Annotated in this window: 25 protein-coding genes; 19 read left to right on the forward strand and 6 right to left on the reverse strand. The window is 37.4% G+C overall.

The window, feature by feature from the left end:
- Nucleotides 1-46: 46 nt before the first annotated feature.
- Nucleotides 47-919 (reverse strand): YitT family protein, encoded by an 873-nt coding sequence (locus E0E02_RS02585; RefSeq protein ID WP_074564718.1) that lies wholly within the window; start codon nt 917-919, stop codon nt 47-49.
- A gap of 470 nt (nt 920-1,389) precedes the next feature.
- Between E0E02_RS02585 and trpS the strand changes: the two genes are divergently transcribed.
- From trpS to E0E02_RS02600, 3 genes are all read left to right on the forward strand, one after another.
- Nucleotides 1,390-2,412: a tryptophan--tRNA ligase gene (gene trpS / locus E0E02_RS02590; RefSeq protein ID WP_074564716.1), complete on the forward strand. Its 1,023-nt coding sequence runs from the start codon at nt 1,390-1,392 to the stop codon at nt 2,410-2,412.
- 224 nt (nt 2,413-2,636) lie between these two features.
- Nucleotides 2,637-4,118, forward strand: coding sequence for an IMP dehydrogenase (guaB, locus tag E0E02_RS02595; RefSeq protein ID WP_133017769.1), 1,482 nt, complete (start codon nt 2,637-2,639; stop codon nt 4,116-4,118).
- Nucleotides 4,119-4,363: 245 nt separating this feature from the next.
- Nucleotides 4,364-5,230 (forward strand): GRP family sugar transporter, encoded by an 867-nt coding sequence (locus E0E02_RS02600; protein WP_133017770.1) that lies wholly within the window; start codon nt 4,364-4,366, stop codon nt 5,228-5,230.
- Between the two features lie 65 nt (nt 5,231-5,295).
- Here the strand turns inward: E0E02_RS02600 and recF are convergent, their stop codons facing one another.
- Both recF and yaaA read right to left on the reverse strand, forming a co-directional pair.
- Nucleotides 5,296-6,390: a DNA replication/repair protein RecF gene (gene recF, locus E0E02_RS02605; RefSeq protein WP_133017771.1), complete on the reverse strand. Its 1,095-nt coding sequence runs from the start codon at nt 6,388-6,390 to the stop codon at nt 5,296-5,298.
- A gap of 2 nt (nt 6,391-6,392) precedes the next feature.
- Nucleotides 6,393-6,776 (reverse strand): S4 domain-containing protein YaaA, encoded by a 384-nt coding sequence (gene yaaA, locus E0E02_RS02610; protein WP_039696090.1) that lies wholly within the window; start codon nt 6,774-6,776, stop codon nt 6,393-6,395.
- 86 nt (nt 6,777-6,862) lie between these two features.
- Between yaaA and E0E02_RS02615 the strand changes: the two genes are divergently transcribed.
- From E0E02_RS02615 to E0E02_RS02655, 9 genes are all read left to right on the forward strand, one after another.
- Nucleotides 6,863-8,107 (forward strand): pitrilysin family protein, encoded by a 1,245-nt coding sequence (locus tag E0E02_RS02615; RefSeq protein WP_006531474.1) that lies wholly within the window; start codon nt 6,863-6,865, stop codon nt 8,105-8,107.
- Nucleotides 8,108-9,397 carry a pitrilysin family protein gene (locus E0E02_RS02620; RefSeq protein ID WP_074564709.1) on the forward strand — a complete coding sequence of 430 codons (1,290 nt, stop codon included), beginning with the start codon at nt 8,108-8,110 and terminating at the stop codon, nt 9,395-9,397.
- Nucleotides 9,398-9,462: 65 nt separating this feature from the next.
- Nucleotides 9,463-10,413 carry a helix-turn-helix domain-containing protein gene (locus tag E0E02_RS02625; protein ID WP_133017772.1) on the forward strand — a complete coding sequence of 317 codons (951 nt, stop codon included), beginning with the start codon at nt 9,463-9,465 and terminating at the stop codon, nt 10,411-10,413.
- 12 nt (nt 10,414-10,425) lie between these two features.
- A complete protein-coding gene (gene pgsA, locus E0E02_RS02630) occupies nt 10,426-10,980 on the forward strand; it encodes a CDP-diacylglycerol--glycerol-3-phosphate 3-phosphatidyltransferase (RefSeq protein WP_039696094.1) in 555 nt (184 codons plus the stop codon).
- Complete coding sequence (locus tag E0E02_RS02635) at nt 10,977-11,816, forward strand: energy-coupling factor ABC transporter ATP-binding protein (protein ID WP_133017773.1); 840 nt, start codon at nt 10,977-10,979, stop codon at nt 11,814-11,816. Before pgsA ends, E0E02_RS02635 begins: the two co-directional genes overlap by 4 nt.
- Nucleotides 11,792-12,634, forward strand: coding sequence for an energy-coupling factor ABC transporter ATP-binding protein (locus E0E02_RS02640; RefSeq protein WP_133017774.1), 843 nt, complete (start codon nt 11,792-11,794; stop codon nt 12,632-12,634). The genes E0E02_RS02635 and E0E02_RS02640 overlap by 25 nt, the downstream gene beginning before the upstream one ends.
- The gene (locus E0E02_RS02645) at nt 12,627-13,424 is read left to right on the forward strand and encodes an energy-coupling factor transporter transmembrane protein EcfT (RefSeq protein WP_039696097.1); all 798 of its coding nucleotides are present in this window, start codon (nt 12,627-12,629) and stop codon (nt 13,422-13,424) included. Before E0E02_RS02640 ends, E0E02_RS02645 begins: the two co-directional genes overlap by 8 nt.
- Before the next feature lie 138 nt (nt 13,425-13,562).
- Nucleotides 13,563-14,168 carry a LysM domain-containing protein gene (locus E0E02_RS02650; RefSeq protein WP_133017775.1) on the forward strand — a complete coding sequence of 202 codons (606 nt, stop codon included), beginning with the start codon at nt 13,563-13,565 and terminating at the stop codon, nt 14,166-14,168.
- A gap of 251 nt (nt 14,169-14,419) precedes the next feature.
- Nucleotides 14,420-15,088: a transglycosylase SLT domain-containing protein gene (locus E0E02_RS02655; protein WP_093815639.1), complete on the forward strand. Its 669-nt coding sequence runs from the start codon at nt 14,420-14,422 to the stop codon at nt 15,086-15,088.
- 28 nt (nt 15,089-15,116) lie between these two features.
- Here the strand turns inward: E0E02_RS02655 and E0E02_RS02660 are convergent, their stop codons facing one another.
- From E0E02_RS02660 to sdaAB, 3 genes are all read right to left on the reverse strand, one after another.
- Nucleotides 15,117-15,752, reverse strand: a complete 636-nt coding sequence (locus E0E02_RS02660; protein WP_015695833.1) for an HAD hydrolase-like protein — start codon at nt 15,750-15,752, stop codon at nt 15,117-15,119.
- Nucleotides 15,753-15,840: 88 nt separating this feature from the next.
- Nucleotides 15,841-16,713 carry an L-serine ammonia-lyase, iron-sulfur-dependent, subunit alpha gene (gene sdaAA, locus E0E02_RS02665; protein WP_074603177.1) on the reverse strand — a complete coding sequence of 291 codons (873 nt, stop codon included), beginning with the start codon at nt 16,711-16,713 and terminating at the stop codon, nt 15,841-15,843.
- Nucleotides 16,714-16,724: 11 nt separating this feature from the next.
- Entirely contained in the window at nt 16,725-17,396 is a 672-nt protein-coding gene (gene sdaAB / locus E0E02_RS02670) for an L-serine ammonia-lyase, iron-sulfur-dependent subunit beta (protein ID WP_015695832.1), read from the reverse strand.
- Between the two features lie 258 nt (nt 17,397-17,654).
- Between sdaAB and mnmA the strand changes: the two genes are divergently transcribed.
- From mnmA to E0E02_RS02705, 7 genes are all read left to right on the forward strand, one after another.
- Nucleotides 17,655-18,776 carry a tRNA 2-thiouridine(34) synthase MnmA gene (mnmA, locus tag E0E02_RS02675; protein WP_074564673.1) on the forward strand — a complete coding sequence of 374 codons (1,122 nt, stop codon included), beginning with the start codon at nt 17,655-17,657 and terminating at the stop codon, nt 18,774-18,776.
- A 64-nt stretch (nt 18,777-18,840) separates the two neighbouring features.
- Nucleotides 18,841-19,479 (forward strand): RpiB/LacA/LacB family sugar-phosphate isomerase, encoded by a 639-nt coding sequence (locus E0E02_RS02680; protein WP_133017776.1) that lies wholly within the window; start codon nt 18,841-18,843, stop codon nt 19,477-19,479.
- A gap of 220 nt (nt 19,480-19,699) precedes the next feature.
- Nucleotides 19,700-21,604: a tRNA uridine-5-carboxymethylaminomethyl(34) synthesis enzyme MnmG gene (gene mnmG, locus E0E02_RS02685; protein ID WP_039696103.1), complete on the forward strand. Its 1,905-nt coding sequence runs from the start codon at nt 19,700-19,702 to the stop codon at nt 21,602-21,604.
- A 109-nt stretch (nt 21,605-21,713) separates the two neighbouring features.
- Entirely contained in the window at nt 21,714-23,693 is a 1,980-nt protein-coding gene (locus E0E02_RS02690; RefSeq protein ID WP_133017777.1) for a DHH family phosphoesterase, read from the forward strand.
- Nucleotides 23,690-24,142 carry a 50S ribosomal protein L9 gene (gene rplI / locus E0E02_RS02695; protein WP_006531457.1) on the forward strand — a complete coding sequence of 151 codons (453 nt, stop codon included), beginning with the start codon at nt 23,690-23,692 and terminating at the stop codon, nt 24,140-24,142. The genes E0E02_RS02690 and rplI overlap by 4 nt, the downstream gene beginning before the upstream one ends.
- A 33-nt stretch (nt 24,143-24,175) precedes the next feature.
- Nucleotides 24,176-25,537, forward strand: a complete 1,362-nt coding sequence (gene dnaB, locus E0E02_RS02700) for a replicative DNA helicase (protein ID WP_039696105.1) — start codon at nt 24,176-24,178, stop codon at nt 25,535-25,537.
- Between the two features lie 32 nt (nt 25,538-25,569).
- Nucleotides 25,570-25,842: a Veg family protein gene (locus tag E0E02_RS02705; RefSeq protein WP_004233634.1), complete on the forward strand. Its 273-nt coding sequence runs from the start codon at nt 25,570-25,572 to the stop codon at nt 25,840-25,842.
- Nucleotides 25,843-25,983: the final 141 nt, after the last annotated feature.

Raw genomic sequence — 25,983 nt, forward strand, 5'->3', positions numbered from 1 at the left:
GCCCCAATTTTCAATTAGAGAAGTGGGGCTTTGAGTTACGTTTGGGTTACATTGGTAAAATGGCGTCTTTTTCGTTGAGTTTGTAGTATTTTTTAAGGCTGAAACCACGTCCCATAACTTGTGTTGCGGGCATAACAACGATAAAGGCTGCTTCGTCGATTTTTTGAATATTTTTTTCTAAACGTGGAACTTCTTGGCGAGAAACGGTTGTCATTAACATGGTTTGACGGTCGCCAGAAAAACCACCAGTAACAGGGATTTCAGTGACACCACGGTCAGCTTCTGTTGAAATATAGTTTTTGATCAAGTCATTTTTAGGTGAAATAATCATCAAGTTACGAGATGAAGTAACACCAATTTGCATGCTATTTACCACGTATCCAATAACGAGTAAAGCAATAATCGAATACATTACTGTGTCAGTATCAAAGGCGATAAATCCCATAGCTACACTACAACCATCGACAATCGTCATGGCTACTGCTAAAGGAAGCGGTGTGTATTTATGGAGAATTTGGGTGATAATACCAGTACCACCAGTTGAAGAATTCCCCCAGAAAACAACTCCTAAACCAAAGCCACAGATAATAGCTCCAAACAGAGCAGCTAGTAGCGGATTATGAGTCAGATTTGGTAGATTTTCTGTCAATTTGACAAAAATAGAATAAATCCATGACCCATAAATGGTTTTGAAGAAAGTTTCTTTTCCAAGGAAAAGCCAACAAGCTAACAATAAAGGAACATTGGTAATCATAACAAAGTTACCAGGATTCCAGCCAAATAGAGCTTTTAAGCTGACCGCTAAGCCGACCACACCACCAGATGCAATATGATTTTCAAGGAAAAAGCAATTGAAGCCAACAGCGGCAATAAAAGCTCCTGCAGTTACGAGTGCAAAATCAATCAGTCTTTTTTTCATAGTTAATCCTCTTTTTTATAACAAAACAAACGATTATATTATGGCAAAGAAGCAGCTTAACGTCAAGATTTTTGGGCAAAAGGAGTGTTTGGAAAATGCTAGCTTTAATCTTTCTAATTTAATTAAAATACAAAATGTATAATTATTCTTCGAGCATAAAAGAGCTCAAAATGCTGTACAAACTTGACAAAGAACCCAGAATTTCATAAAATGAAGAAGATTCAGAAGAGTAATGTAAACGCGTACTTTTAGAGAGCTGATGGTGCTGTGAATCAGTAGTAAGCTTACATGAATGGGCTGATGGTAAAAGAGAATAATCTTTACATGAACCGTGTAAATTTTTATATAGTGGTAAGAGATGGTAGGCTAGTTCTATCAATTGAGGTGGTACCGCGTATTGACAACGCCCTCACGTAGTTTAACTACGTGGGGCTATTTTTTACTTTTGAAATTAATTTTGAGGTGATAATATGGCAAAACCAATTATTTTAACAGGTGACCGTCCAACAGGTAAATTGCACCTAGGACACTATGTTGGAAGTCTAAAAAATCGTGTTCTTCTACAAAATGAAGATAAGTATGATATGTTTGTCTTTTTGGCAGACCAACAAGCTTTGACAGACCACGCTAAAGAGTCTGAAATTATCAGAGAATCAGTTGGAAATGTTGCTTTGGACTACTTATCAGTAGGACTTGATCCAGCTAAATCAACAATTTTCATTCAAAGTCAAATTCCTGAATTGGCTGAATTGACAATGTACTACATGAATCTTGTTTCATTGTCACGTCTAGAACGTAACCCTACTGTTAAAACAGAAATTGCTCAAAAAGGATTTGGTAGCTCAATTCCAACAGGGTTCTTGGTTTACCCAATTTCACAAGCCGCAGATATTACTGCTTTTAAAGCTAATTATGTGCCAGTCGGAAATGACCAAAAACCAATGATTGAACAAACACGTGAAATCGTACGTAGCTTCAATCACACTTATAAAACAGATGTTTTGGTTGAACCAGAAGGTATCTTCCCTAAAAATGAAGCAGCTGGTCGCTTGCCAGGTTTAGATGGTAATGCTAAAATGTCTAAATCTCTTGGAAATGGTATCTACTTATCTGATGATGCTGATACTGTTCGTAAAAAAGTAATGAGCATGTATACAGATCCTAATCACATCCGTGTTGAAGATCCAGGACAAATCGAAGGAAATATGGTCTTCCATTACCTTGATATCTTTGGACGTGAAGAAGATCAAGCTGATATTGCTGCTATGAAAGAACACTACCAACGTGGTGGTCTTGGTGATGTGAAAACAAAACGTTACCTTCTTGAAATTCTTGAACGTGAGTTGGCACCAATTCGTGAACGCCGTTTGGAATACGCTAAGGATATGGGTGAGGTCTTCCGTATGCTTGAAAAAGGTAGCCAAGCTGCGCGTGAAGTTGCCGGTCAAACTCTTGCTGAAGTTAAAGCAGCTATGGGAATTAACTATTTCTAAAATAAACAGAACTCTGAGGCGATGCCTTGGAGTTTTTTGGTAGATAACAACATTTGTTTTAAATGAGAATTGCAAAAATAATCAGTCTAATATAGGAAAGAATTTTTGGAAAAAAATTGAATTTAATTTGTTGACAAATGAATTTAGCGTGTTATTATAGTAACAATAAAAAATTAGCTAGGGTTAAAAATCCCCTACAAATATATAGAAAAGAGGGTTATTTAATGTCAAATTGGGACACTAAATTTTTGAAAAAAGGTTACACTTTTGATGACGTACTACTCATTCCTGCTGAAAGTCATGTTCTTCCAAATGAAGTTAACATGCAAACAAAACTTGCAAAAAATTTGACATTGAACATTCCTATCGTGACAGCTGCTATGGATACTGTTACTGACAGTAAAATGGCAATTGCTATTGCACGTGCGGGTGGTCTTGGTGTTGTTCACAAAAATATGTCAATTCAAGAACAAGCAGAAGAAATCCGTAAAGTAAAACGTTCAGAAAATGGTGTTATTATTGATCCTTTCTTCTTAACACCTAAACATTCTGTCTCTGAAGCAGAAGAGTTGATGCAACGTTACCGCATTAGTGGTGTTCCGATTGTTGAAACCCTTGAAAATCGTAAATTAGTAGGGATTATCACAAACCGTGATATGCGTTTCATCTCAGATTACCATGCTCCAATTTCAGCACACATGACAAGTGAAAAATTGGTAACAGCTCCTGTTGGAACTGATTTGGAAACTGCAGAACGCATTCTTCACGAACACCGTATTGAAAAATTGCCTTTGGTTGATGAAGCTGGACGTTTGTCAGGTCTTATCACTATCAAAGATATTGAAAAAGTTATTGAATTCCCTAATGCCGCTAAAGATGAATTCGGTCGTCTTTTGGTTGCAGGTGCTGTCGGTGTTACTTCAGATACATTCGAGCGTGCTGAAGCCCTCTTTGAAGCAGGTGCAGATGCCATTGTTATCGATACTGCTCACGGTCACTCAGCTGGTGTTCTTCGTAAAATTGCTGAAATTCGTCAACACTTCCCAGAACGTACATTGATTGCTGGTAACGTAGCAACTGCAGAAGGTGCACGTGCCCTTTACGAAGCTGGTGTTGACGTTGTTAAAGTCGGAATTGGTCCTGGTTCAATCTGTACGACTCGTGTCGTTGCAGGTGTCGGTGTTCCTCAAATTACTGCTATTTATGACGCAGCAGCTGTTGCGCGTGAATATGGTAAAACAATTATCGCCGATGGTGGTATTAAATACTCAGGTGATATCGTTAAAGCTTTGGCAGCAGGTGGTAATGCTGTAATGCTTGGTTCTATGTTTGCTGGTACAGATGAAGCACCAGGTGAAACTGAAATCTACCAAGGTCGTAAATTTAAAACTTACCGTGGTATGGGATCAATTGCAGCTATGAAGAAAGGTTCAAGCGATCGTTACTTCCAAGGTTCTGTTAACGAAGCTAACAAACTTGTTCCAGAAGGAATTGAAGGTCGTGTAGCTTATAAAGGTGCTGTAGCCGATATCGTCTTCCAAATCCTTGGTGGTATTCGTGCTGGTATGGGTTATGTTGGTGCTGAAGATATCTCAGCTCTTCATGAAAAAGCTCAATTTGTTGAAATGTCAGGAGCTGGTTTGATTGAAAGTCACCCACACGATGTTCAAATTACAAATGAAGCGCCAAACTACTCAGTACACTAAGATAAATTGATGTTATATATAAAATCTCTGATAAGTTTACCAACTTATCAGAGATTTTTTTGTGTAGGCCTTTACAAAATGGTGGGTTGTATGGTAGAATATGTAACTATGTTCGCAAAAAAACATGAAATTTTCTTTTACTTTTCTGAAAAAGCGTTTTCATAAAAAGCGAATACTTAATTATATATTTACAACAGTGTAAACAACGTTTACTAATCTGTAAAACATAGCGTAAAGGAGAAAAAATGCAGGGTATTTTATTTGCATTGATTCCCATGATTGCATGGGGAAGTATCGGGTTTGTCAGCAATAAAATTGGAGGTAAACCAGATCAACAAACATTAGGAATGACTTTAGGGGCACTTTTATTTGCCTTTGTTGTATGGTTGTTTGTTCAACCAGAAATGTCAGTAACACTTTGGGTTGTCGGAATCATCGGTGGTATGCTTTGGTCTATGGGACAAAACGGCCAATTCCGTGCAATGCAATACATGGGTGTTTCAGTAGGTAACCCATTGTCAAGTGGAGCACAACTTGTATTTGGTAGCTTGATTGGTGCCATTGTATTTGGTGAATGGAGCAAACCAGTTCAATACACACTTGGTATTATTGCTTTGCTTCTTTTGGTTATTGGTTTCTACTTCACAAGTAAACGAGATGCTGAAAAAGTTGAAACTAGCGAACTTACTGACTTTGGTAAAGGTTTCCGTGCTTTGACTTACTCAACAGTTGGTTACCTTTCTTACACTATTCTATTTAACAACATCATGAAATTCGATGCTTTAGCTGTTATCTTCCCAATGGCTGTAGGTATGGTTCTAGGTGCTGTAATGTTTATGAAATTTAACGTTAAATTTGAAACAGTTGTTATCAAAAATGCTATCGTTGGTTTGATGTGGGGAGTTGGTAACATCTTCATGCTTCTTGCTGCTGCTAAAGCAGGTCTTGCTATTGCCTTTAGTTTCTCACAACTTGGTGTTATCATTTCTATTATGGGTGGTATCCTCTTCTTGGGTGAAACTAAAACACGTAAAGAAATGCGTTGGTTGGTAATTGGTATTGCATGCTTTGTTCTTGGAGCTGTATTACTAGGAATTGTTAAATCTTACTAATTATCATTGACAACATTGTCAATTCAGTTGTAAACACACAAAAAAGCTGGCTTAGGCCAGCTTTTTTAGTTTTCTTCAATAGTTCCTTGATTAACAGTGAAAATTTTCAACTCTTCTGGGAGTTTTGAAAGGTGTTCAAGACTTGTCGTTGTGATAAAGGTTTGAACATTTTCAGCAATAATCATTTTTAACAATTCTGTTTGTCGGTAGTTATCTAGTTCACTCATGACATCATCGAGAAGTAGAATTGGATAATCACTAGTAACATTCTTAATGAGTTCAATTTCAGCCATTTTAAGAGATAAAATCAAACTTCGGTGTTGTCCTTGGCTACCAAAATTGGCAGGCATATCGTTGATGAAAAATTCTAAATCATCACGATGAGGTCCAGCACCAGTATTTTTTTTGAAGATATCACGTTTGCGATTCTTTTCCAATGTTTTTAAGAAGTATTCTTTGATTTCACTTTTTTCTTGGAATGGCACAGATGATAGATAGCGAATTTTTAAATGTTCTAGGCCATTAGAGATGGCATAGTGATAGCGGTCGGCTTCTTTTTCGAGATTAGAGACGAAATCTAAGCGATGTTCCATGACGCGGCTACCAAAATCAGCTAATTGCTCATCCAGGACTGCTAAAAAGTCGATGTCAACTTTTTCAGCGGTTTTTAGGTAAGTGTTACGTTGTTTAAGAACATGATTGTAATTAGACAAATCAGAGAGGTAGACCGGCTTGATTTGCCCTAAATCAATGTCAATAAACTTGCGACGGAGACTAGGTGCTCCTTTGATAAGTTGTAAATCCTCAGGTGCAAATAAGACGACTGTCATCACTCCGATATAGTCAGATAATTTCGCTTGTTTGAGGTGATTAACTTTAGTGACTCGTCCTTTACTTGATAGATTGATTTCTAAAGGAACTGTTCCACTTGAGCGTTGTAAGGTACCTGAGACTCGAAGTTCTTTTTCTTGAAAGTGAATCAACTCTTTGTCTATACGTGTACGGTGGCTACGTGTTAAAGATAAGAAATAAATAGCTTCTAAGAAATTTGTTTTTCCTTGAGCGTTTTTTCCGATAAAGACATTTAGTCCAGGAGAAAATTCAAGCTCATTGGTTAAATAATTACGATAATTTTTTAAGGCTATTTTTTGAATCCACATGCTTAAGTTCCTGGGAAGCGAACGGGTTTACGTTCTTTAGTTGGCTTCGCTTGTTTTTTCGCTTGATTTTGTTTCTTATCTTTTTTATTTTTAGCGTTTAATTCTTTAACGATAGCAGCAACACGAGCTTTTTCAGCTAAGGCTTCAAGATGTTCTTTCTTTTCTTCGTCTGTTGGTGCGATAATATCGATAGTGATACCGTCTTCTGGAATGCTTACAACATCACCGAGACGAATTTTTTTACCGCGACGTTTTTCGTCTTCGCCGTTGAAGAGAACGGTTGTTTCTGCTAAATAGGCTTTAATAGCTCCACCGCTTTGGATAATACCTAGTTCTTTTAGTAAAGCTTGTAAGGTAATATAGTCATCAAATAATTTGTATTCCATCGTTTTCTCCATTTTATAATTCAAGTAATTATAACATAAACGTGGTATAATTTTAGCTAATAAAGTGTTTTAGTAAGGAATTTGTAATGAAAATAGTTGATGGTGTTGAGTTACATCTAATCAAAAATGAGAAATTCAAAATGAACCACATTACCTTTCGGTTTTCAGGAGAGTTCAGCCAAAAAACGGTAGCCAGACGTGTTTTGGTGGCTCAGATTTTAGCAACGGCTAATGAGAAATACCCGACGGCACAGCGTTTTAGAGAGCGTTTGGCAAGCCTTTATGGAGCGACTTTGTCAACCAAGGTATCAACTAAGGGATTGGTTCATATTGTTGATATTGAACTAACTTTCATGAAGAATCAGTATGTGATGACTACAGAAAATCTCTTGGAAGAAGTGATTGAATTTTTATATCAAGTTCTTTTCTCACCGCTTGTAACAGTTGAGCAATATCAGTCTAAATTATTTGAGCTTGAGCAAGCGAACTTAATTAATTATTTAAAAGCTGATAAGGATGATAGTTTTTATAGTAGTGAGCTAGGTCTTAAAAAACTTTTCTTTACGAACCCAGCTTTTCAAACATCAAAATATGGGACAGCTGAATTAGCAGTTGCTGAAAATTCTTACACGGCTTTTCAAGAGTTTCAGAAAATGCTTCGTGAAGATCGCTTGGACATCTTTTTATTGGGAGAGTTTGATGACTATCGCATGTTACAATTGTTCAATCGATTTCCTTTTGAAGACCGTCAAAAAGATTTAGTATTTGACTACCAACAAGAATTTAGCAACATTGTTCAAGAAAAATTAGAAGTCAGAGAAGTTAATCAGTCTGTTTTGCAGTTAGGTTATTCTTTCCCAACTAGATATGGTGACAAGGATTACTTTACACTTCTTGTCTTTAATGGTTTGTTTGGAGGTTTTGCTCATTCTCGTTTATTTACAGAGGTTCGTGAGAAAGAAGGACTTGCTTATACTATCGGAAGTCATTTTGATATCTTTACAGGTTTACTGAATGTTTACGCTGGTATTGACAAGAAGAATCGCAATCGAGCGATGCAATTAATTAACAAACAATTTTCAACGATTAAGGTAGGTCGCTTTTCAGAAGCACTTCTTAAGCAAACGAAGAAAATGTTACAAGTCAATTTAAGATTGGCAGGAGACTCTCCAAAAGTATTAATCGAGCGTAGTTACAACGGTCAATATTTGAAGAATCATTACAGCGTTGACGATATGATTGACAACATTGACAAAGTTAGTAAAGCTGATGTGATGCAACTAACTAGAAAGATTAAACTGCAAGCACTGTATTTTTTGGAGGGAAAGTAAGTGACAAAATTAGTTGAAAAAGTTTTCCCTGAAATTGGTGAAACTTTGTATACTGCTGTACTGGAAAATGGATTGAAAGTTTTTTTGATTCCTAAGACTGATTTTCAAGAGTCTTGTGGGATGTTGGTTGTTAATTTTGGCTCCCTTGACAATAAGTTTACACTAGATAAAAGTGAAAAATGCTATGAGAAGGGGATTGCTCATTTTCTAGAACATAAGTTGTTTGAATTGGAAGATGGTCAAGATGTTTCAGAGCTATTTACAAATGCCGGTGCCAACAGTAATGCCTTTACAACCTTTGACAAAACATGTTTTTATTTTTCAACGGTAGATCATTTAAATGAAAACTTAGACTTGTTGCAGCATTTTGTGGCAGATACTGCCTTTACAGATGAGTCAATTGAGCGAGAAAAGTCGATTATCGGTCAAGAGATTGACATGTATCAAGATGATGCGGATTATCGACTTTATCAAGGAATTCTTGAAAATTTATATCCTAAAACGGCTCTTGCTCAAGATATTGCTGGAACTCAAGAAAGTATTGCCAATATTTCAGTAGCGGACTTGAAAGAAAATCATGATGTCTTTTATTCTCCACAGGAGATGACACTCTTAGTCGTTGGCAATTTTGATAAGGATGACATCTTTAAGCAAATTCAAGAAAGTCAAAAAGGAAAAAATAAGACAGCTCATCATCTTGAGCGTCAAGAATTGGCTTACGAATCTGTTGTGCCGAAGGCATCGGTTCAAATGGAAGTGACACAACCTAAACTAGCTATTGGCTTAAGAGGTCCTGCTTTATCAGAAGGAGAATCTACCTTGCGTCAAGAATTAGCCTTGAGATTATTTTTTGCGATGATTTTGGGTTGGACTTCAAGACGTTATCAAGAACTTTATGAAAATGGTCAGATTGATGACTCATTTGATTTTGAGATTGAAGTTTATCAAAATTTCCAATTTTTGATTATTTCTCTAGATACTTCAGTTCCGATTGCTATGGCAACGAATCTGCGACAATATTTAAGCAAAGTAGCAATGTCTAGTGATTTGGAGGATTTGTCAGAAGAACATTTTGAAATTGTTAAAAAAGAATTGTATGGAGACTTTTTCAAGAGTCTAGATTCAATTGATAACCTTTCAGCGCAATTTATCAATCATCTTGCTGATGAGGAAACTTATTTATCGGTTCCTAAACTATTAAAGACTTTAAGTTTTGAAGAAGTTCTTAAAAGAGGAAATGATTTCTTAAGTCAATCAGACGCGACAGAATTCACAATCCTTCCAAAATAAAATCGAAATACTTGTTAAAATTTGCTATAATAAATCTGATTATATTTTATTAAAGGAAACCTTGTATGAGAGAAGAAACGATTGGTGAAATCTTAAGAAAAGGTCGAGTTGCCAAAAACTTGACACTAGAAGATGTTGAAGAAAAAACAGCAATTCCTTCACCACATCTTTTAGCATTAGAGTTAGAAAAATTTAAATTAATTCCTAAAGATGAAGTTGAAACTTACCTTCAACAATATGCGGAATTGGTAGATGTAGATGCAGCAGAACTATTAAAGCGCTATCGAGCACAAATATTTGCATCAAGTATTGAAACAGCACCAGTAGTTGCTGAGGATGAGAAAATTACAATCGTACCAAGTCATAAAAAAGTAGCTAAAACAGCTCCAGTTTCAGTTTCTAAACCTAAACCTGAGCCTAAACCTGAACAGACAGATGATTTTGGTGTTGGTTCACGTTCAAGTCGTTATAAAAGTTCAGAAAAAACAGCAACTTATCTTCCGATTATTCTGCTTTGCTTAGTTGCTTTAGGAATTTTAGCTTTTGTTTCATTTGTCACTTGGACACAGCTTCAAAGTGATAGCAATCAAGCAAAACCAAGCTACTCTGTTGTTCATAGTTCATCATCAAGTAGCTCATCAACTCCAGAAAGTTCATCAACCAGTGAATCTTCTTCCTCTGAAGAAAAATCATTGAAGATGGAAACTGAAGGGGGTGGAAGTAATTTAACGGTTAATCTATCAAATGTTACAGATAGTTTGACAGTTGACATCAGCTTAGCTGGTGCTGATAGCAGTTGGGTTTCTGTAAGCAATTCAGAAGCTGGCGATGCTGGAACACTTCTTTCTTCAACAGGAGTTTCAAGCTATTCAGCAACCCTTCCTGCAGGTACAAAAAAATCTGTGATTACACTAGGAGTCACTGCAGGTGTTAACGTTGCAATCAATGGTCAAGCGGTAGATACATCAGCTTTGACAAGCACAACATTAAGTTACATTACAATTAATATTCAATAATAGGGTAGGAAAATGAAAATCGATTTTACAAAAAAAGAAAACATTCCTAATTTGTTAACATTAGGTCGCATTGTTTTGATTCCAGTATTTATCTTGATTCTTTGTATCTGGAATAGCGTGGCTGGACATGCTGTTGCAGCAGTTGTTTTTGCGCTAGCAAGTATTACAGACTACTTAGATGGATACCTTGCAAGAAAATGGCAAGTTGTTACAAACTTTGGTAAATTTGCTGATCCATTGGCTGATAAAATGTTAGTGATGACAGCGTTTATTATGTTAGTTGAATTGGGAATGGTTCCTGCGTGGATTGCTGCGATTATTATTTGTCGTGAGTTAGCAGTAACTGGTCTTCGTTTACTACTTGTTGAAAATGGTGGAACAGTTTTAGCAGCTGCTATGCCTGGTAAAATCAAAACATTTACTCAAATGTTTTCAATTATTTTCTTACTTTTGCATTTTTCAATGATTGGAACACTTTTGCTTTATGTCGCTTTGATTTTCACAATTTACTCAGGATATGATTATTTCAAAGGGGCAGGATTCCTCTTTAAGGACACATTTAAATGACAAATAGTATTGACGTCAAACATTTAAAATTCAAATATACTGATCATCAAGAACATTACACCTTAGATGATTTATCGTTTCACGTGAAACAGGGAGAATGGTTATCCATTATTGGCCATAATGGTTCAGGAAAATCAACCACAGTTCGTTTAATTGATGGGCTTTTAGCAGCTGAATCAGGTCAAATCTTTGTTGAGGGAGAACTCTTAACTGAAGAAAACGTGTGGAACATTCGTCATAAAATTGGAATGGTTTTTCAAAATCCAGATAACCAATTTGTTGGTGCGACAGTTGAAGACGATGTCGCATTTGGGTTAGAAAACAAGGGAATTCCATTAGAAGAGATGCAAGCACGTGTCAAAGAAGCCCTTGAATTAGTTGGCATGTCAGCTTTTGCTGACCGTGAACCAGCTCGTTTGTCAGGTGGACAAAAACAACGTGTGGCTATTGCAGGTGCTATTGCCATGCGTCCTAATATTATTATTTTGGATGAAGCGACTAGTATGCTTGATCCAGAAGGACGCTTAGAATTAATTCAAACAATCAAAGAGATTCGTGATCAATATAATATGACCGTTGTGTCTATCACTCATGATTTGGATGAGGTTGCGCTTAGTGATCGTGTCTTAGTCATGAAAAAAGGAAAAGTTGAGTCAAGCTCAACCCCACGCGAACTTTTTGCTAGAGGAGAAGAATTATTGACTTTGGGATTGGATATTCCTTTTTCAGCCAATCTTATCTCTACTTTAAAAGACAAAGGGTTTGAATTTACAGAGAATTATCTTACGGAAAAGGAATTAGAAGATCAGTTATGGGAATCACTCTTGAAGGCGTAAATTATACATATCAAGCGGGGACACCTTTTGAAGGGCGTGCCCTTTTTGACATTAATCTTACTATAAAAGAAGGCTCATATACAGCCTTTATCGGCCACACTGGGTCAGGTAAGTCAACAATCATGCAACTTTTGAATGGTCTTAACGTCCCTACAGAAGGGGCTGTGATTGTTGATGATATTAAAATTACAGCTAACTCAAATAATAAGGAGATTAAGCCTGTTCGTAAAAAAGTTGGTTTAGTCTTTCAATTTCCTGAAAGTCAGCTTTTTGAGGAAACAGTTCTTAAGGATGTGGCATTTGGACCACAAAATTTTGGTGTTTCTATAGAAGAAGCTGAACAGTTAGCGCGTGAAAAACTTACCATGGTAGGAATTCATGAAGAATTTTTTGAAAAGAATCCTTTTGAGCTATCTGGTGGTCAAATGCGTCGTGTGGCTATTGCTGGGATTCTAGCCATGGAACCAGAGGTTTTGGTTCTAGATGAACCGACAGCTGGCCTAGACCCTAAAGGACGCCGTGAATTGATGACTTTATTTAAAGAACTGCATCAAAATGGCATGACAATTGTTTTAGTGACTCATTTAATGGATGATGTTGCCAATTATGCTGATTATGTTAATGTTCTTGAAGGTGGTAAATTGGTTCGCTCAGGTTATCCTAAAGAAGTCTTCCAAGATGTCGCATTTCTTGAAAGTAAACAACTTGGTGTTCCTAAAATTACGAAATTCGCTCAGCAACTTGTCAAACGCGGCTTACATTTAGATACTTTACCAATTACTATAGAAGAATTTGCAGAGGTGGTGAAACATGGATAAATTAATACTTGGTCGTTATGTACCTGGAGATTCCTTAATTCATCGTCTAGACCCTCGTAGTAAACTTCTTTCAATGATTTTATACATTATCATTGTTTTTTGGGCCAATAACCTTGTGACCAATCTATTGATGATTGCTTTTACTTTAGGAGTTGTCTTCTTATCGAAGATAAAACTTAGCTTCTTCTTAAAGGGTGTTCGTCCGATGATTGGAATTATTTTATTCACGACCTTATTTCAAATGTTCTTTACACACGGTGGTGAGACCTATTTCCAATTTGGTATTTTGAAAATTACTAGCTACGGGTTTAATCAAGCAATATTAATTTTCATGCGTTTTGTTTTGATTATCTTCTTTTCAACGCTATTAACCTTGACGACAACGCCTTTAAGCCTTGCTGATGCTGTGGAGTCATTGTTGAAGCCATTTGTTCGTTTTAAGGTTCCTGCTCACGAAATCGGCTTAATGTTGTCTTTGAGTTTACGTTTTGTCCCAACATTGATGGATGATACGACACGTATTATGAAAGCTCAGCGAGCGCGTGGGGTTGATTTTGGTGAAGGAAATCTCATTCAAAAGGTTAAATCAATCATTCCAATCCTTATTCCGCTCTTTGCTTCAAGCTTTAAACGTGCGGATGCTTTGGCTCTTGCTATGGAAGCACGTGGCTATCAAGGTGGAGATGGACGTACAAAATACCGAATTTTACAATGGAAAATCAAAGATTCGGTGACCATTTTGCTTGTCATAATTTTAGGAATTCTCTTATTTTATCTTAAAGAAAGCTAAAACGCCTAATCTGTAGGCGTTTTCTTTATATTATAAGAATCTAATTGTAATATTTTTAATATAACTCTAAAGCCAGAGTAACATTAAGTCTGTATTATATAGCCTGTACTAATTTTTGAAACAAAAAAGGAGCATATAATGCAAACAAATATTTTTAAAACTAAATCGAAATCTATTAAACTTGGTCTTGCCGGTGTAGCCGCAGCAGCAGCACTTATTGCCCCAGCAGTTGCTAACGCTGATTCATACACAGTAAAATCAGGTGATACACTTTCTGAAATTGCTGTAACTTACAACACTACAGTTGAAAAATTGGCTTCAACTAACCAAATCGCTAACGTTGACTTCATCACTGTAGGTCAAATCTTGGAACTAGATTCAGAAGCTACTGCACCAGCAGCAACTACAACTGAAACTGCAGCCGTAGAAGCAGCTCCAACAGCTACTGATAACTCAGCGGCAGCAGCACCAGCTGCACAAGCTGAAACAACAACTACTTCTTACTCATCAAACTTGGGTACTTCAGATGCTCAAGCTAAAGAAATCATTGCTCAACGCGAATCAAGCGGTAGCTACACAGCTCAAAACGGTCAATACTATGGTCGTTACCAATTGACAATGTCATACCTAAACGGTGACTTGTCAGCTGAAAACCAAGAACGCGTTGCCGATTCATACGTAGCAGGACGTTACGGTTCATGGTCAGCAGCCCTTGCATTCTGGAATGCTAACGGTTGGTACTAAGATAAGAGACTTTTCTTAGAGTTAATATTATTTACTATTTAGCGAATTACCAGTATTAGATAGATAAGCTTGAAGAATTTATCTTCAAGCTTTTTTATGTCTGCAAAAGCTTTAATTTTAGCGTTTTCATAGTAAAAACGAGGTTAATCTCAATATCTCTGTAATATTTTTAACATATTTTCAATCTGCGAGTAATAAATAAATTATATGATAGGAAACAGGAGTTCTAGAGAGGTATATATTTATTTAACATGTATAGTAGAATTACTAAAGCAAAACATAGAAAAATTAGAAATATTATTGTCAGCATCCTTGGAGCTATTTTAGTTGTAGCAATGGTTGTTGTCCTTATTCCAAAAATAGAAGCATTCGCAGAAACTATTACAACTCGTTCAGAGGCAGGAGCTGCGAAAGCTGTGTCAACAAGTTCTGAAAGCTCTGAAGTGTCATCAACAAGTATCAGTTCAACTACAGCAGAATCAGAAGAGTCTAGCAGTAGCTCATCAGAAGAAACTGAAGAAGTTGAGGCATCTTCTACCGAAGAGGTTCAAGAATCAGAAGCAAGTTATGCTGAGGTTGCTCCAGCTAATGATAATACAACGACTGTAGCTGCTGCGCCTACACCATCTTCAACGACAGCCCAAACGGCACCATCAGTAGCTTCAAATGGTAATACAGCAGGTGCTGTTGGTTCAGATGCTGCTGCCCAAATGGCTGCTGCAACAGGTGTTCCACAATCAACTTGGGAAGCTATCATTGCACGTGAATCTAATGGAGATCCAACGGTTGCCAATGCTTCAGGAGCATCTGGTTTATTCCAGACTATGCCAGGTTGGGGATCAACTGCAACAGTTCAAGATCAAATTGCAACAGCAATTAAAGTTTACAATACTCAAGGACTGTCAGCTTGGGGATACTAATTTAATAGAAGAAAAAGCACTAATTATCCTATAAAGATGATAGTGCTTTTTTAATATCGTATGGATGGTGACAGATACTTTCTGCTCCATGTTCTTGTAAACTTTCTAGGCTACCAAATCCCCAGGTTACCCCAAGTCTTCGAACTCCTGTTTTTTGTCCACCAATCATATCGAACTTTGTATCGCCGATGATAACAGCTTCATGCGCTTGAATGCCTTGTTCCGTTAGACAGGCCTTAATCACATCAGCTTTGTGGAAGTGCTCGGGAGTAGACCCATAGACTTTTTTAAAGTGTGAAATAATACCAAGCTCTGTTAACATCAAGTTAGCCATAGGTTGGTGCTTACTTGTGGTAACAAATAGTGAGTAATTTAAGTCATTTAATTCTTGTAGAGCTTCTGCGATACCAGTGTAAAGAGAGACTTGGTGGACTCCTTTTTCACCATAGTAATCTCTAAAGGTTTTGATAGCATGATTAACCTCGTCAGCTTGCTCAAAATAATGACCGAAAGTGACTTCTAGAGGTGGTCCGATAAATGTTGACAATTGTTTGTCGGTCTGTAAAGGTAGTTGTAACTTTTCAAAGGCATAATTAAATGCTGCTTTAATACCAGGACTTGAATTTACTAGTGTTCCATCAAGGTCAAATAAGATAGATTTCATGTTTACTCTCCTGTAAATTTTGTCAACAATGATTGACAAATACGTCAATTAGCAAGGAACCAAACAAATAGTATTCGAATACTATCGTCTATTCACCAAAGATTTTAGCTTGTAAGCGACGACCAGTAGGTGTGGCTGCTAAACCACCTTCAGCAGTTTCTCGAAAGGCTGTTGGTAAACTAGATCCTACTTGGTACATGGCATCAACAACTTCATCAACTGGAATTTGTGATTTAATGCCAGCCAGTGCCATATCAGCGGCAACTAAGGCAAAACTAGATCCAAGTGCGTTACGTTTGACACAAGGAACCTCGACAAGACCAGCGACAGGGTCACAGATCAAACCTAGCATATTTTTGATGACGAAGGCCACAGCTTGACTAGCTTGGTATGCAGAGCCTCCGGCAGCTTTAACAAGAGCTGCTGCGCTCATGGCTGAAGCAGACCCGACTTCGGCTTGACAGCCACCTTCAGCACCAGAAATAGAAGCGTTATTTCCAATAACCAGTCCAAAGGCACCAGCAGTGAATAAGAACTCTAACTGCTCTTCTTCAGAGAGGTTTAATTTGTCAATAGCCGTTGTTAAGACAGCAGGTAGGCATCCAGCAGAGCCTGCTGTTGGAGTTGCACAGACAAGCCCCATTTTGGCGTTTAGTTCGTTGACAGCAATTGCGTTTCGGACAGCTGTTAAAATGGTTGTATCAGACAAGGTTTTACCTGATTTTAAGTAGGCATCCATCTTGACAGCGTCTCCGCCTGTCAGCCCACTAATTGATTTACTAGGAGTGAGTCCATCAGTAACAGAATTTTTCATGACTTGAAGATTTTTCTTCATGATATGAATAATTTCATCACGGCTACGTCCGCTCAATTCTGTTTCTGTGGAAATCATTAGCTCAGCAATATTGCCGTTAAAGTCTTTATCGGCTTGTTCAACTAATTCTTTAATGGAATAAAACATTCTTTTCCTTTCTAGTCAAAGAAATTGACATTGTGTAGGTGCGGAATGTGCTGGATTTGTTCCACAGCTTTATGACAATCACGTGAGTCAACTTCGATAATCATAATGGCTTTTTCCCCAGCGCGTTCGCGGGTCACATTCATTTGAGCAATGTTGATATTGTGTTCAGAAAGAATATCTGTTACTTTTGCAATCATACCAGGAATATCTTGGTGAACGATAATAAGAGTAGGGGTATTCATTTTAAGAGAAACAGAGAAGCCATTGAGTTCAGTAACTTCAATATTTCCTCCACCAATTGATACACCTGTGATACTCATGCTTTTATCACCTTTTTCAACGGTAATCTTAGCAGTATTTGGGTGAGGGGCATTACTGTCCTTTAAAATATCCCAATAAATGCGTACCCCTTTTTGGTGAGCGATTTCTAATGAATTTTTAATATCTGGATTGTCAGTATCCATTCCTAGGATACCGGCAACGAGTGCTTTATCAGTTCCGTGTCCACGGTAAGTTTTAGCAAATGAATTATATAAATGAAATGTTACGGAATCAGGAATTTCTCCGAAAATAGAGTTAACAATTTTTCCAATACGAACAGCACCAGCAGTGTGGCTGCTTGATGGGCCAATCATAACAGGTCCGATAATATCAAAGACGGATTGGAATTTTAGATTTTTCATATCTACTCCTTCTAGAATCTATGCTTACTTATTATAACAAAGGAAAGGAATTGGGTAAACGATAATAAATCGCTTACTTTTATAGAAAATGAGAAAAAGATTTAAAAATAAGTCTAAATGCCTTACATAACTGGAAATTCATGTTATAATAGTCTTCGCGTGGATTTCTGCGCTCAAAATCGACCTTCAAATCGATTTTTGAAAAACTGGGCCCTTCAAGCCTATGTTCGAAAAAAATATCTTGATGGGAGGATTATCATGACAGATAATTCAAAAACACGTGTTGTTGTTGGTATGAGTGGAGGCGTTGATTCGTCTGTAACTGCTCTTCTTTTGAAAGAACAAGGTTACGACGTTATTGGTGTTTTCATGAAAAACTGGGATGACACAGATGAATTCGGTGTGTGTACAGCAACCGAAGATTACAAAGACGTAGCAGCTGTTGCTGACCAAATCGGCATTCCGTATTATTCTGTTAACTTTGAAAAAGAGTACTGGGATCGTGTCTTCGAATACTTCCTTGCGGAATACCGTGCAGGACGTACGCCAAATCCAGATGTAATGTGTAATAAGGAAATCAAATTTAAAGCCTTCCTTGACTACGCTATGACACTTGGTGCTGATTATGTGGCAACTGGGCACTACGCACAAGTCTCTCGTGATGAAGATGGTACAGTTCACATGCTTCGTGGTGCAGATAATAACAAAGACCAGACTTATTTCTTGAGTCAATTGTCACAAGAACAATTGCAAAAAGTAATGTTCCCACTTGGTCACTTGGAAAAACCAGAAGTGCGTAAAATTGCTGAACGCGCGGGACTTGCAACAGCTAAGAAAAAAGATTCAACAGGAATTTGCTTTATTGGTGAAAAGAACTTTAAACAATTCCTTAGTCAATATTTACCAGCTCAAAAAGGTCGCATGATGACTGTTGATGGCCGTGATATGGGTGAACACGCTGGTTTGATGTATTACACAATCGGTCAACGTGGAGGTCTTGGTATCGGTGGTCAACAAGGTGGCGACAATGCTCCTTGGTTTGTTGTCGGAAAAGACCTTTCAAAAAATATTCTTTACGTTGGTCAAGGTTTCTACCATGAGTCACTAATGTCAACTAGCCTTGATGCTTCAAGTATTCACTTTACACGTGATATGCCTGAAGAATTTACAATGGAAGTTACTGCAAAATTCCGTTATCGCCAACCTGATTCAAAAGTTACTGTTCATGTTAAAGGTGACAAAGCAGAAGTTGTCTTTGATGAACCACAACGTGCTATCACACCAGGTCAAGCTGTTGTATTCTACGATGGTGAAGAATGCCTAGGTGGCGGTATTATCGATATGGCTTATAAAAATGGCGTCGCTTGCCAATATATCTAGTTGACAAAGGTGTAAAGATAAGTTGACAGGCTTGCTTTCGGGAATGATGCTAGGAGATTATCTTATGAGAGTGGGAGTTATTCAAGCGAGTACAAGGTCAGATATAAATGACCTCTTATTTCAATCAGTGCAGAAAGCTGTAAAGGGACTACACGAAGTTGTTAACTTTGGAATGTTCCCAAATGAAACAGCAAACTTTTCATATGTTGAAGTGGCTGTTATGGTAAGCTTGTTGATTGAAACACAAAGTCTAGATTTTGTGGTGACTGGTTGTTCATCTGGTCAAGGGATGATGCTTGCTTGTAATAGTTTACCTGGCTTGCGTTGTGGCTTTATTCAAACACCACAAGATGCTTATCTTTTTGGTCGTATTAATAATGGCAATGTTGTTTCTTTGCCATTAGGCTTAAATTTTGGGTGGTCAGGTGAGCTAAATTTACAGTACACTCTAGATAAGTTATTTGAAGATGAGTTCGGTTGTGGATATCCAAAAGAAGACGCTAAACGTAAACGGCAAGACGCTGACAACTTGGTTAAGTTAGCGACTATCACCAAACGCTCTTTTAGTGATATCCTAGATCAACTCGATCAAAACCTTCTCCGAAAAATCTTATGCCGAGAAAGTTTTTATAACTATCTTATGACTAATGGGAAAAATCAACTATTGCTCGAAAAATTATCGGCGATTAAATTGACAATTTAACTTAATTTGATACAATAATCATAACAATAATCATGATGGTCAAAGCTCATGAGAATTGTGCGTTTTTGTCGCACAGTTTTCGAGGGTTTTGACCGTTTTTTGTTTTACTAATCGTATTTTATATTTGGAAAGGAATGCTTTGAGTAGCTTAGCTAATCTTTTGATTACTTTAATTTGATAAAAAGATTGGCAAAGATTTACTTGATATTGTAATTGAATCATGACACATGAATTTGCTGAAAATTATGATGTAATTGTTGTTGGTGCAGGGCATGCTGGTGTCGAAGCTAGTTTGGCTGCAGCTCGTATGGGTTGTAAAACAATGCTCGCTACAATCAACTTGGAAATGTTATCCTTTATGCCATGTAACCCTGCAATCGGAGGTTCTGCCAAAGGTATCGTCGTTCGTGAAATTGATGCTCTTGGTGGAGAAATGGGTAAGAACATTGACAAGACTTACATCCAAATGAAAATGCTTAATACTGGTAAAGGTCCTGCTGTACGTGCTCTTCGTGCACAAGCTGATAAGGCGCTTTACTCTCGTACAATGAAGCATACTGTTGAACAGCAAGAGAATTTGACATTACGTCAGTCAATGATTGAAGAAGTTTTAGTTGAAGATGGAAAAGTTGTTGGTGTTCGCACAGCTACTAATCAAAAATTTTCAGCTAAAGCTGTCGTTATCACAACTGGTACAGCTCTTCGTGGAGAAATTATTTTAGGAGAACTCAAGTATTCATCAGGTCCTAATAACAGCTTGGCTTCTATCGGACTTGCTGACAACTTGAAAGAACTTGGTCTTGAAATTGGACGTTTCAAAACAGGAACACCACCACGTGTCAAAGCAAGTTCTATCAATTATGACGAAACAGAAATTCAACCAGGTGATGAAAAACCAAATCATTTCTCATTCATGTCAAATGATGAAGATTATCTCAAAGATCAAATTCCTTGCTGGTTGACATATACTAATCAAACAAGTCACGATATTATCAACAAAAACCTTTATCGTGCCCCAATGTTTTCAGGAATTGTTAAAGGGGTAGGTCCTCGTTACTGTCCATCTATCGAAGATAAAATTGTTCGATTTGCGGACAAAGAACGTCACCAACTTTTCCTAGAACCTGAAGGACGCGAAACTGAAGAAGTTTACATTCAAGGATTGTCAACAAGTCTTCCTGAGGATGTTCAAAAAGAATTGGTTCACTCAATTAAAGGGCTTGAAAATGCTGAAATGATGCGTACAGGTTATGCGATTGAGTATGATATCGTTTTGCCACACCAATTGCGTGCAACACTTGAAACTAAGAAAATTTCTGGACTTTTTACCGCAGGTCAAACTAATGGTACTTCAGGTTATGAAGAAGCTGCAGGACAAGGGATTGTTGCTGGTATCAATGCCGCTCTTAAAGTTCAAGGTAAACCAGAAATGATTCTAAAACGTAGTGATGCTTACATTGGTGTTATGATTGATGACTTGGTAACAAAAGGAACTTTGGAACCTTATCGTTTGTTGACAAGTCGTGCAGAATATCGTTTGATTTTGCGTCATGATAATGCTGATATGCGTTTGACTGAAATTGGTCACCGTGTTGGTTTGGTTGATGAAGAACGCTATGAACGTTACTTGAACCGTAAACGTCAATTTGACAATGAGTTGACAAGATTGTCAAGTCTTAAAATCAAGCCTGTCAAGGAAACTAATGCACGTATTGAAGCACTTGGTTTCAAACCATTGACAGACGCCTTGACAGCTAAAGAATTCATGCGTCGTCCAGAAATCAATTATGAAATTGCAACAAGTTTTGTCGGTCCTGCTGAAGAAAAACTTGATAGTAAAGTAATTGAACTTTTGGAAACTGAAATCAAATACGAAGGTTACATCAACAAAGCGCTTGATCAAGTGGCTAAGATGAAACGCATGGAAGAAAAACGCATCCCTGCTAATATTGACTGGGATGATATCGATTCTATTGCGACAGAAGCTCGTCAAAAATTCAAGAAAATTAATCCAGAAACAATCGGTCAAGCAAGCCGTATTTCAGGGGTTAACCCAGCTGATATTTCTATCTTGATGGTTTACTTGGAAGGTAAACAAAAACACCATCGTAACCAAGAAGATTAAGTATCATTAAAACAAGAAAGCAACCCCTATTAACTGGGGTTGCTTTTCTGCTTTCCTACTATAAATTAAGCCTATTTTATGGTATAATTGTAAGCTAAGAGGTTAACCAATGAAAAGATTTCGATTTGCAACTATCCACTTAGTCATGATTGGCCTTATTTTATTTGGCATCTTGGCTATCTGTGTCAGACTTTTTCAGACGGAGTCAGCTATCTTAGCTGCAATCTTTTTGGCGCTTTCTTTACTTGTAGCTTTGCTTTACTACCAAAAAGAAAATTACGAGTTATCGGAACTTGAACAAATTGAATTATTAAACAGCCAAACAGAAGTTGGTTTAAAACACTTGTTGGAACAAATGCCAGTAGGGGTTGTTCAGTTTGATCAAGAAACAAATGAGGTAGAATGGTTCAATCCATACGCAGAGCTCATTTTTACTAGTGAAGAAGGAGAGTTTGAGGATGATGTCATTCGTAGAATTATTGGGGCTAAGCGAGAAGGGGACGCCACTCAGACATTTGAGTTAAATGGCAATAAGTACTCATCTTACATCGATTCTTCAACTGGGATTTTCTATTTCTTTGATACATCTATGGGAAATCGTCAGTTGGGGGATGCGGCCTTTTTACGTCCAGTTATTGGGATTATTTCCATCGACAACTATGATGATGTGACAGATGATTTATCAGACGCTGAGATTTCACAAATCAATAGCTTCATCGCCAACTTTATTTCGAATTTTACAAAGTCAAAAAATATTTTTTATCGTCGTGTCAACATGGACCGTTTCTACTTTTTTACAGATTATGCTGTGTTGAGTAGTTTGATTGACGATAAATTTGATGTTTTGGAAGCTTTTCGAAAACAAGCTAAAGAAGAACATAATTTGCCATTAACGCTTAGTATGGGTGTTTCTTATGGTGATGATAATCACCAACAAATTGGACAAGTAGCTTTGCAGAATTTGAATACAGCACTTGTTCGTGGTGGTGATCAGGTTGTTATTTGTGAAAACGACGAGCATAAGAAACCATTGTATTTTGGTGGTGGTTCAGTATCTACCGTCAAGCGTACACGTACGCGTACGCGTGCCATGATGACAGCTATCTCAGACCATATCAAAGGTGTTGACCGTGTCTTTGTGGTTGGTCACCGTAATATTGATATGGATGCTCTTGGTTCAGCTGTAGGGATGCAATTTTTCGCAAGTAATATCAACAAAGAATCTTACGTTGTATACAATCCAGATGAGATGAGTCCGGATATTACGCGTGCTGTTAAAAGATTGCAAGAAGATGCTAAGACACGACTTATTACTATTAAGCAGGCGATGTCAATGATGACAGAACGCTCATTGTTAATTATGGTCGATCATTCTAAGATTGATTTGACCTTATCGCAAAAGCTTTACAATAAGTTTACAGATGTGATTGTTGTAGACCATCATCGTCGTGATGAAAACTTCCCAGAAAATGCTGTTCTCACTTTCATTGAAAGTGGAGCAAGCAGTGCTAGTGAGTTAGTTACAGAATTGATTCAATTCCAGAATGCTAAGAAGCGTTTGAGTAAAATTCAAGCGAGTGTCTTGATGGCAGGTATTATGCTTGATACGAAGAATTTCTCAGCAAGCGTTACAAGTCGAACATTTGATGTTGCAAGTTATCTTCGAGCTCACGGAAGTGATAGTATTGAAATTCAAAATATTTCTCAAACGGATTTTGAGGAATATCGATTGGTTAATGAATTAATCCTTAGAGGCCGAAAAATTTACGATAACATTATCATTGCTAGCGGGCGTGATGGTGTCAATTATAGTAAAGTGGTTGCTAGTAAGGCGGCTGATACCATGCTATCTTTAGCTGGTATTGAGGCGACATTTGTTTTGGTGCAAGTTGCTCCAAATAAAGTTGCTATTTCAGCGCGTAGCCGTAGTAAGATTAATGTTCAGCGCATGATGGAAGAACTCGGTGGTGGCGGTCACTTTACCCTAGCTGCATGTCAGTTGGAAAATATGTCAGTGAGTCAAGCAGAGAGTACTTTACTTGATGTGATTGAAAATGATTTAAGAGAAAATATGGAGGCAGAGAGATGAAAGTAATTTTTCTAGCAGATGTTAAAGGAAAAGGTAAAAAAGGCGAAATCAAAGAAGTTCCAACAGGATATGCTCAAAACTTTTTGATTAAGAAAAATCTTGCTAAAGAAGCTACTAACCAAGCGATTGGTGAACTAAAAGGTAAACAAAAATCAGAAGAAAAAGCTCAAGCTGAAGTCTTGGCTGAAGCTAAAGCTCTTAAAGCTGAGCTTGAAAAAGAAGAAACTGTTGTTAAGTTTACTGAAAAAGTTGGACCTGATGGACGTACATTTGGTTCAATTACTGCTAAGAAAATTGTTGAAGAATTATCAAAACAATTTGGTCTAAAAATCAACAAACGTGCGATTAATTTGGATCATCCAATTCGTGCAATTGGTTCTGTTGAAGTACCTGTGAAATTACATAAAGAAGTTACTGCTGAAATCAAATTAAACATTAAAGAAGCATAATAATATTTGAGCTTATTAGGGGAGGTGAAAAAATTGGCAGAAGAGCCAGAATTGAGAGTTCAGCCACAGGATTTATTAGCAGAGCAATCTGTCTTAGGTTCTATTTTTATCTCGCCAGATAAACTCATTACTGTTCGTGAATTTGTTAGCCCAGATGACTTTTACAAATACTCGCACCGCGTAATTTTTAAAGCTATGATTACTTTGAGTGATCGTAATGAGGCTATCGATGCAACGACTGTAAGAACGATTCTTGATGACCAAGGAGACTTACAAAATATTGGTGGTTTGTCTTATATTGTTGAATTGGTCAACAGTGTACCGACAAGTGCCAATGCTGAATATTATGCTAAGATTGTTGCTGAAAAAGCAATGTTGCGTAATATCATCTCTAGGTTGACAGAGACTGTAAACCTAGCTTATGAAGGGGCAACTGATTCAGAAGATGTCATTGCGGGAGCTGAAAAAGCACTTATTGAAATTAATGAGCACAGCAACCGTAGTGGTTTCCGTAAGATTTCGGATGTCTTGAAAGTTAACTACGAAAACTTGGAAATTCGTTCACGTCAGACGAGCGATGTTACTGGTTTACCAACAGGATTTCGTGATTTGGATAAGATTACGACAGGTTTGCATCCTGATCAGTTAGTTATTCTAGCTGCCCGCCCAGCCGTCGGGAAAACAGCCTTTGCTTTGAACATTGCTCAAAATGTTGGTACTAAGCAAAATAGACCTGTAGCTATCTTCTCTCTGGAAATGGGTGCTGAAAGTTTGGTTGACCGTATGTTGGCTGCTGAAGGGATGGTTGATTCTCACAACCTTAGAACTGGTCAGCTAACCGATCAAGAATGGAATAACATTACCATTGCTCAGGGAGCTTTGGCTGATGCACCAATCTATATCGACGATACGCCTGGTATCAAGATTACTGAAATTCGTGCACGTGCCCGCAAGTTGTCTCAAGAAGTCGAAGGTGGTCTTGGTTTAATTGTGATTGACTATCTTCAGTTGATTACAGGGACACGTCCTGAGAACCGTCAACAAGAGGTTTCTGATATTTCACGTCAATTGAAGATTTTGGCTAAGGAATTGAAGGTTCCTGTTATTGCCTTGAGTCAGTTGTCTCGTGGCGTTGAACAACGTCAAGATAAACGACCAGTTTTGTCAGATATTCGTGAATCTGGATCTATCGAGCAGGATGCGGATATTGTAGCTTTCTTATACCGTGATGATTATTATCGTCGTGAAGGTGAAGAAAGCGATGATGCTGTTGAGGATAATACGATTGAAGTTATCTTAGAGAAAAACCGTTCAGGTGCGCGTGGAACGGTGAAATTAATCTTCCAAAAGGAATATAATAAATTCTCTAGTATTGCGCAATTTGAAGAGCGTTAAGAAAAAAACTTTTATAAGGAGCAAACGATAAGATGAGTGATGCATTTGCAGATGTAGCAAAAATGAAAAAAATCAAAGAAGATATTAAAGCCCACGAAGGTCAATTGGTTGAATTGACACTCGAAAATGGTCGTAAACGTGAAAAAAATAAAATTGGTCGTTTGACTGAAGTTTACCCATCATTGTTTATCGTTGAATACAATGAAAACTCTGATGTTCCAGGTGCGATTAATAATTCATACGTTGAATCATACACTTATTCAGACATTTTAACTGAAAAAACATTGATTCGTTATTTTGATTAATTTTATCTAAGAATTAACATACAAAAGGCTTTACAGAGCCTTTTTTTTATGTTAAACTAAGTTCCGTGTGAAATAATAGCGGGAGAGTATGAAGCTCGTCAACAGTTGGCTCTTCTACAGTTTTTCTTTCTATAGAAAAGC

The sequence above is a fragment of the Streptococcus sp. KCJ4932 genome (genome assembly GCF_004352745.1).
GTDB lineage: Bacteria > Bacillota > Bacilli > Lactobacillales > Streptococcaceae > Streptococcus > Streptococcus ruminicola.

Coding starts and splice junctions, on each gene's coding strand:
- yaaA (WP_039696090.1), bottom strand. CDS start 6,776: ATGGAATACAAATTATTTGATGACTATATTACCTTACAAGCTTTACTA.
- E0E02_RS02640 (WP_133017774.1), top strand. CDS start 11,792: ATGGGAATCACTCTTGAAGGCGTAAATTATACATATCAAGCGGGGACA.
- E0E02_RS02705 (WP_004233634.1), top strand. CDS start 25,570: ATGAGTGATGCATTTGCAGATGTAGCAAAAATGAAAAAAATCAAAGAA.
- E0E02_RS02655 (WP_093815639.1), top strand. CDS start 14,420: ATGTATAGTAGAATTACTAAAGCAAAACATAGAAAAATTAGAAATATT.
- mnmA (WP_074564673.1), top strand. CDS start 17,655: ATGACAGATAATTCAAAAACACGTGTTGTTGTTGGTATGAGTGGAGGC.
- E0E02_RS02660 (WP_015695833.1), bottom strand. CDS start 15,752: ATGAAATCTATCTTATTTGACCTTGATGGAACACTAGTAAATTCAAGT.
- recF (WP_133017771.1), bottom strand. CDS start 6,390: ATGTGGATTCAAAAAATAGCCTTAAAAAATTATCGTAATTATTTAACC.
- trpS (WP_074564716.1), top strand. CDS start 1,390: ATGGCAAAACCAATTATTTTAACAGGTGACCGTCCAACAGGTAAATTG.
- E0E02_RS02635 (WP_133017773.1), top strand. CDS start 10,977: ATGACAAATAGTATTGACGTCAAACATTTAAAATTCAAATATACTGAT.
- guaB (WP_133017769.1), top strand. CDS start 2,637: ATGTCAAATTGGGACACTAAATTTTTGAAAAAAGGTTACACTTTTGAT.
- sdaAB (WP_015695832.1), bottom strand. CDS start 17,396: ATGAAAAATCTAAAATTCCAATCCGTCTTTGATATTATCGGACCTGTT.
- E0E02_RS02690 (WP_133017777.1), top strand. CDS start 21,714: ATGAAAAGATTTCGATTTGCAACTATCCACTTAGTCATGATTGGCCTT.
- mnmG (WP_039696103.1), top strand. CDS start 19,700: ATGACACATGAATTTGCTGAAAATTATGATGTAATTGTTGTTGGTGCA.
- E0E02_RS02585 (WP_074564718.1), bottom strand. CDS start 919: ATGAAAAAAAGACTGATTGATTTTGCACTCGTAACTGCAGGAGCTTTT.
- E0E02_RS02600 (WP_133017770.1), top strand. CDS start 4,364: ATGCAGGGTATTTTATTTGCATTGATTCCCATGATTGCATGGGGAAGT.
- E0E02_RS02650 (WP_133017775.1), top strand. CDS start 13,563: ATGCAAACAAATATTTTTAAAACTAAATCGAAATCTATTAAACTTGGT.
- E0E02_RS02645 (WP_039696097.1), top strand. CDS start 12,627: ATGGATAAATTAATACTTGGTCGTTATGTACCTGGAGATTCCTTAATT.
- sdaAA (WP_074603177.1), bottom strand. CDS start 16,713: ATGTTTTATTCCATTAAAGAATTAGTTGAACAAGCCGATAAAGACTTT.
- E0E02_RS02615 (WP_006531474.1), top strand. CDS start 6,863: ATGAAAATAGTTGATGGTGTTGAGTTACATCTAATCAAAAATGAGAAA.
- pgsA (WP_039696094.1), top strand. CDS start 10,426: ATGAAAATCGATTTTACAAAAAAAGAAAACATTCCTAATTTGTTAACA.
- E0E02_RS02680 (WP_133017776.1), top strand. CDS start 18,841: ATGAGAGTGGGAGTTATTCAAGCGAGTACAAGGTCAGATATAAATGAC.
- rplI (WP_006531457.1), top strand. CDS start 23,690: ATGAAAGTAATTTTTCTAGCAGATGTTAAAGGAAAAGGTAAAAAAGGC.
- E0E02_RS02625 (WP_133017772.1), top strand. CDS start 9,463: ATGAGAGAAGAAACGATTGGTGAAATCTTAAGAAAAGGTCGAGTTGCC.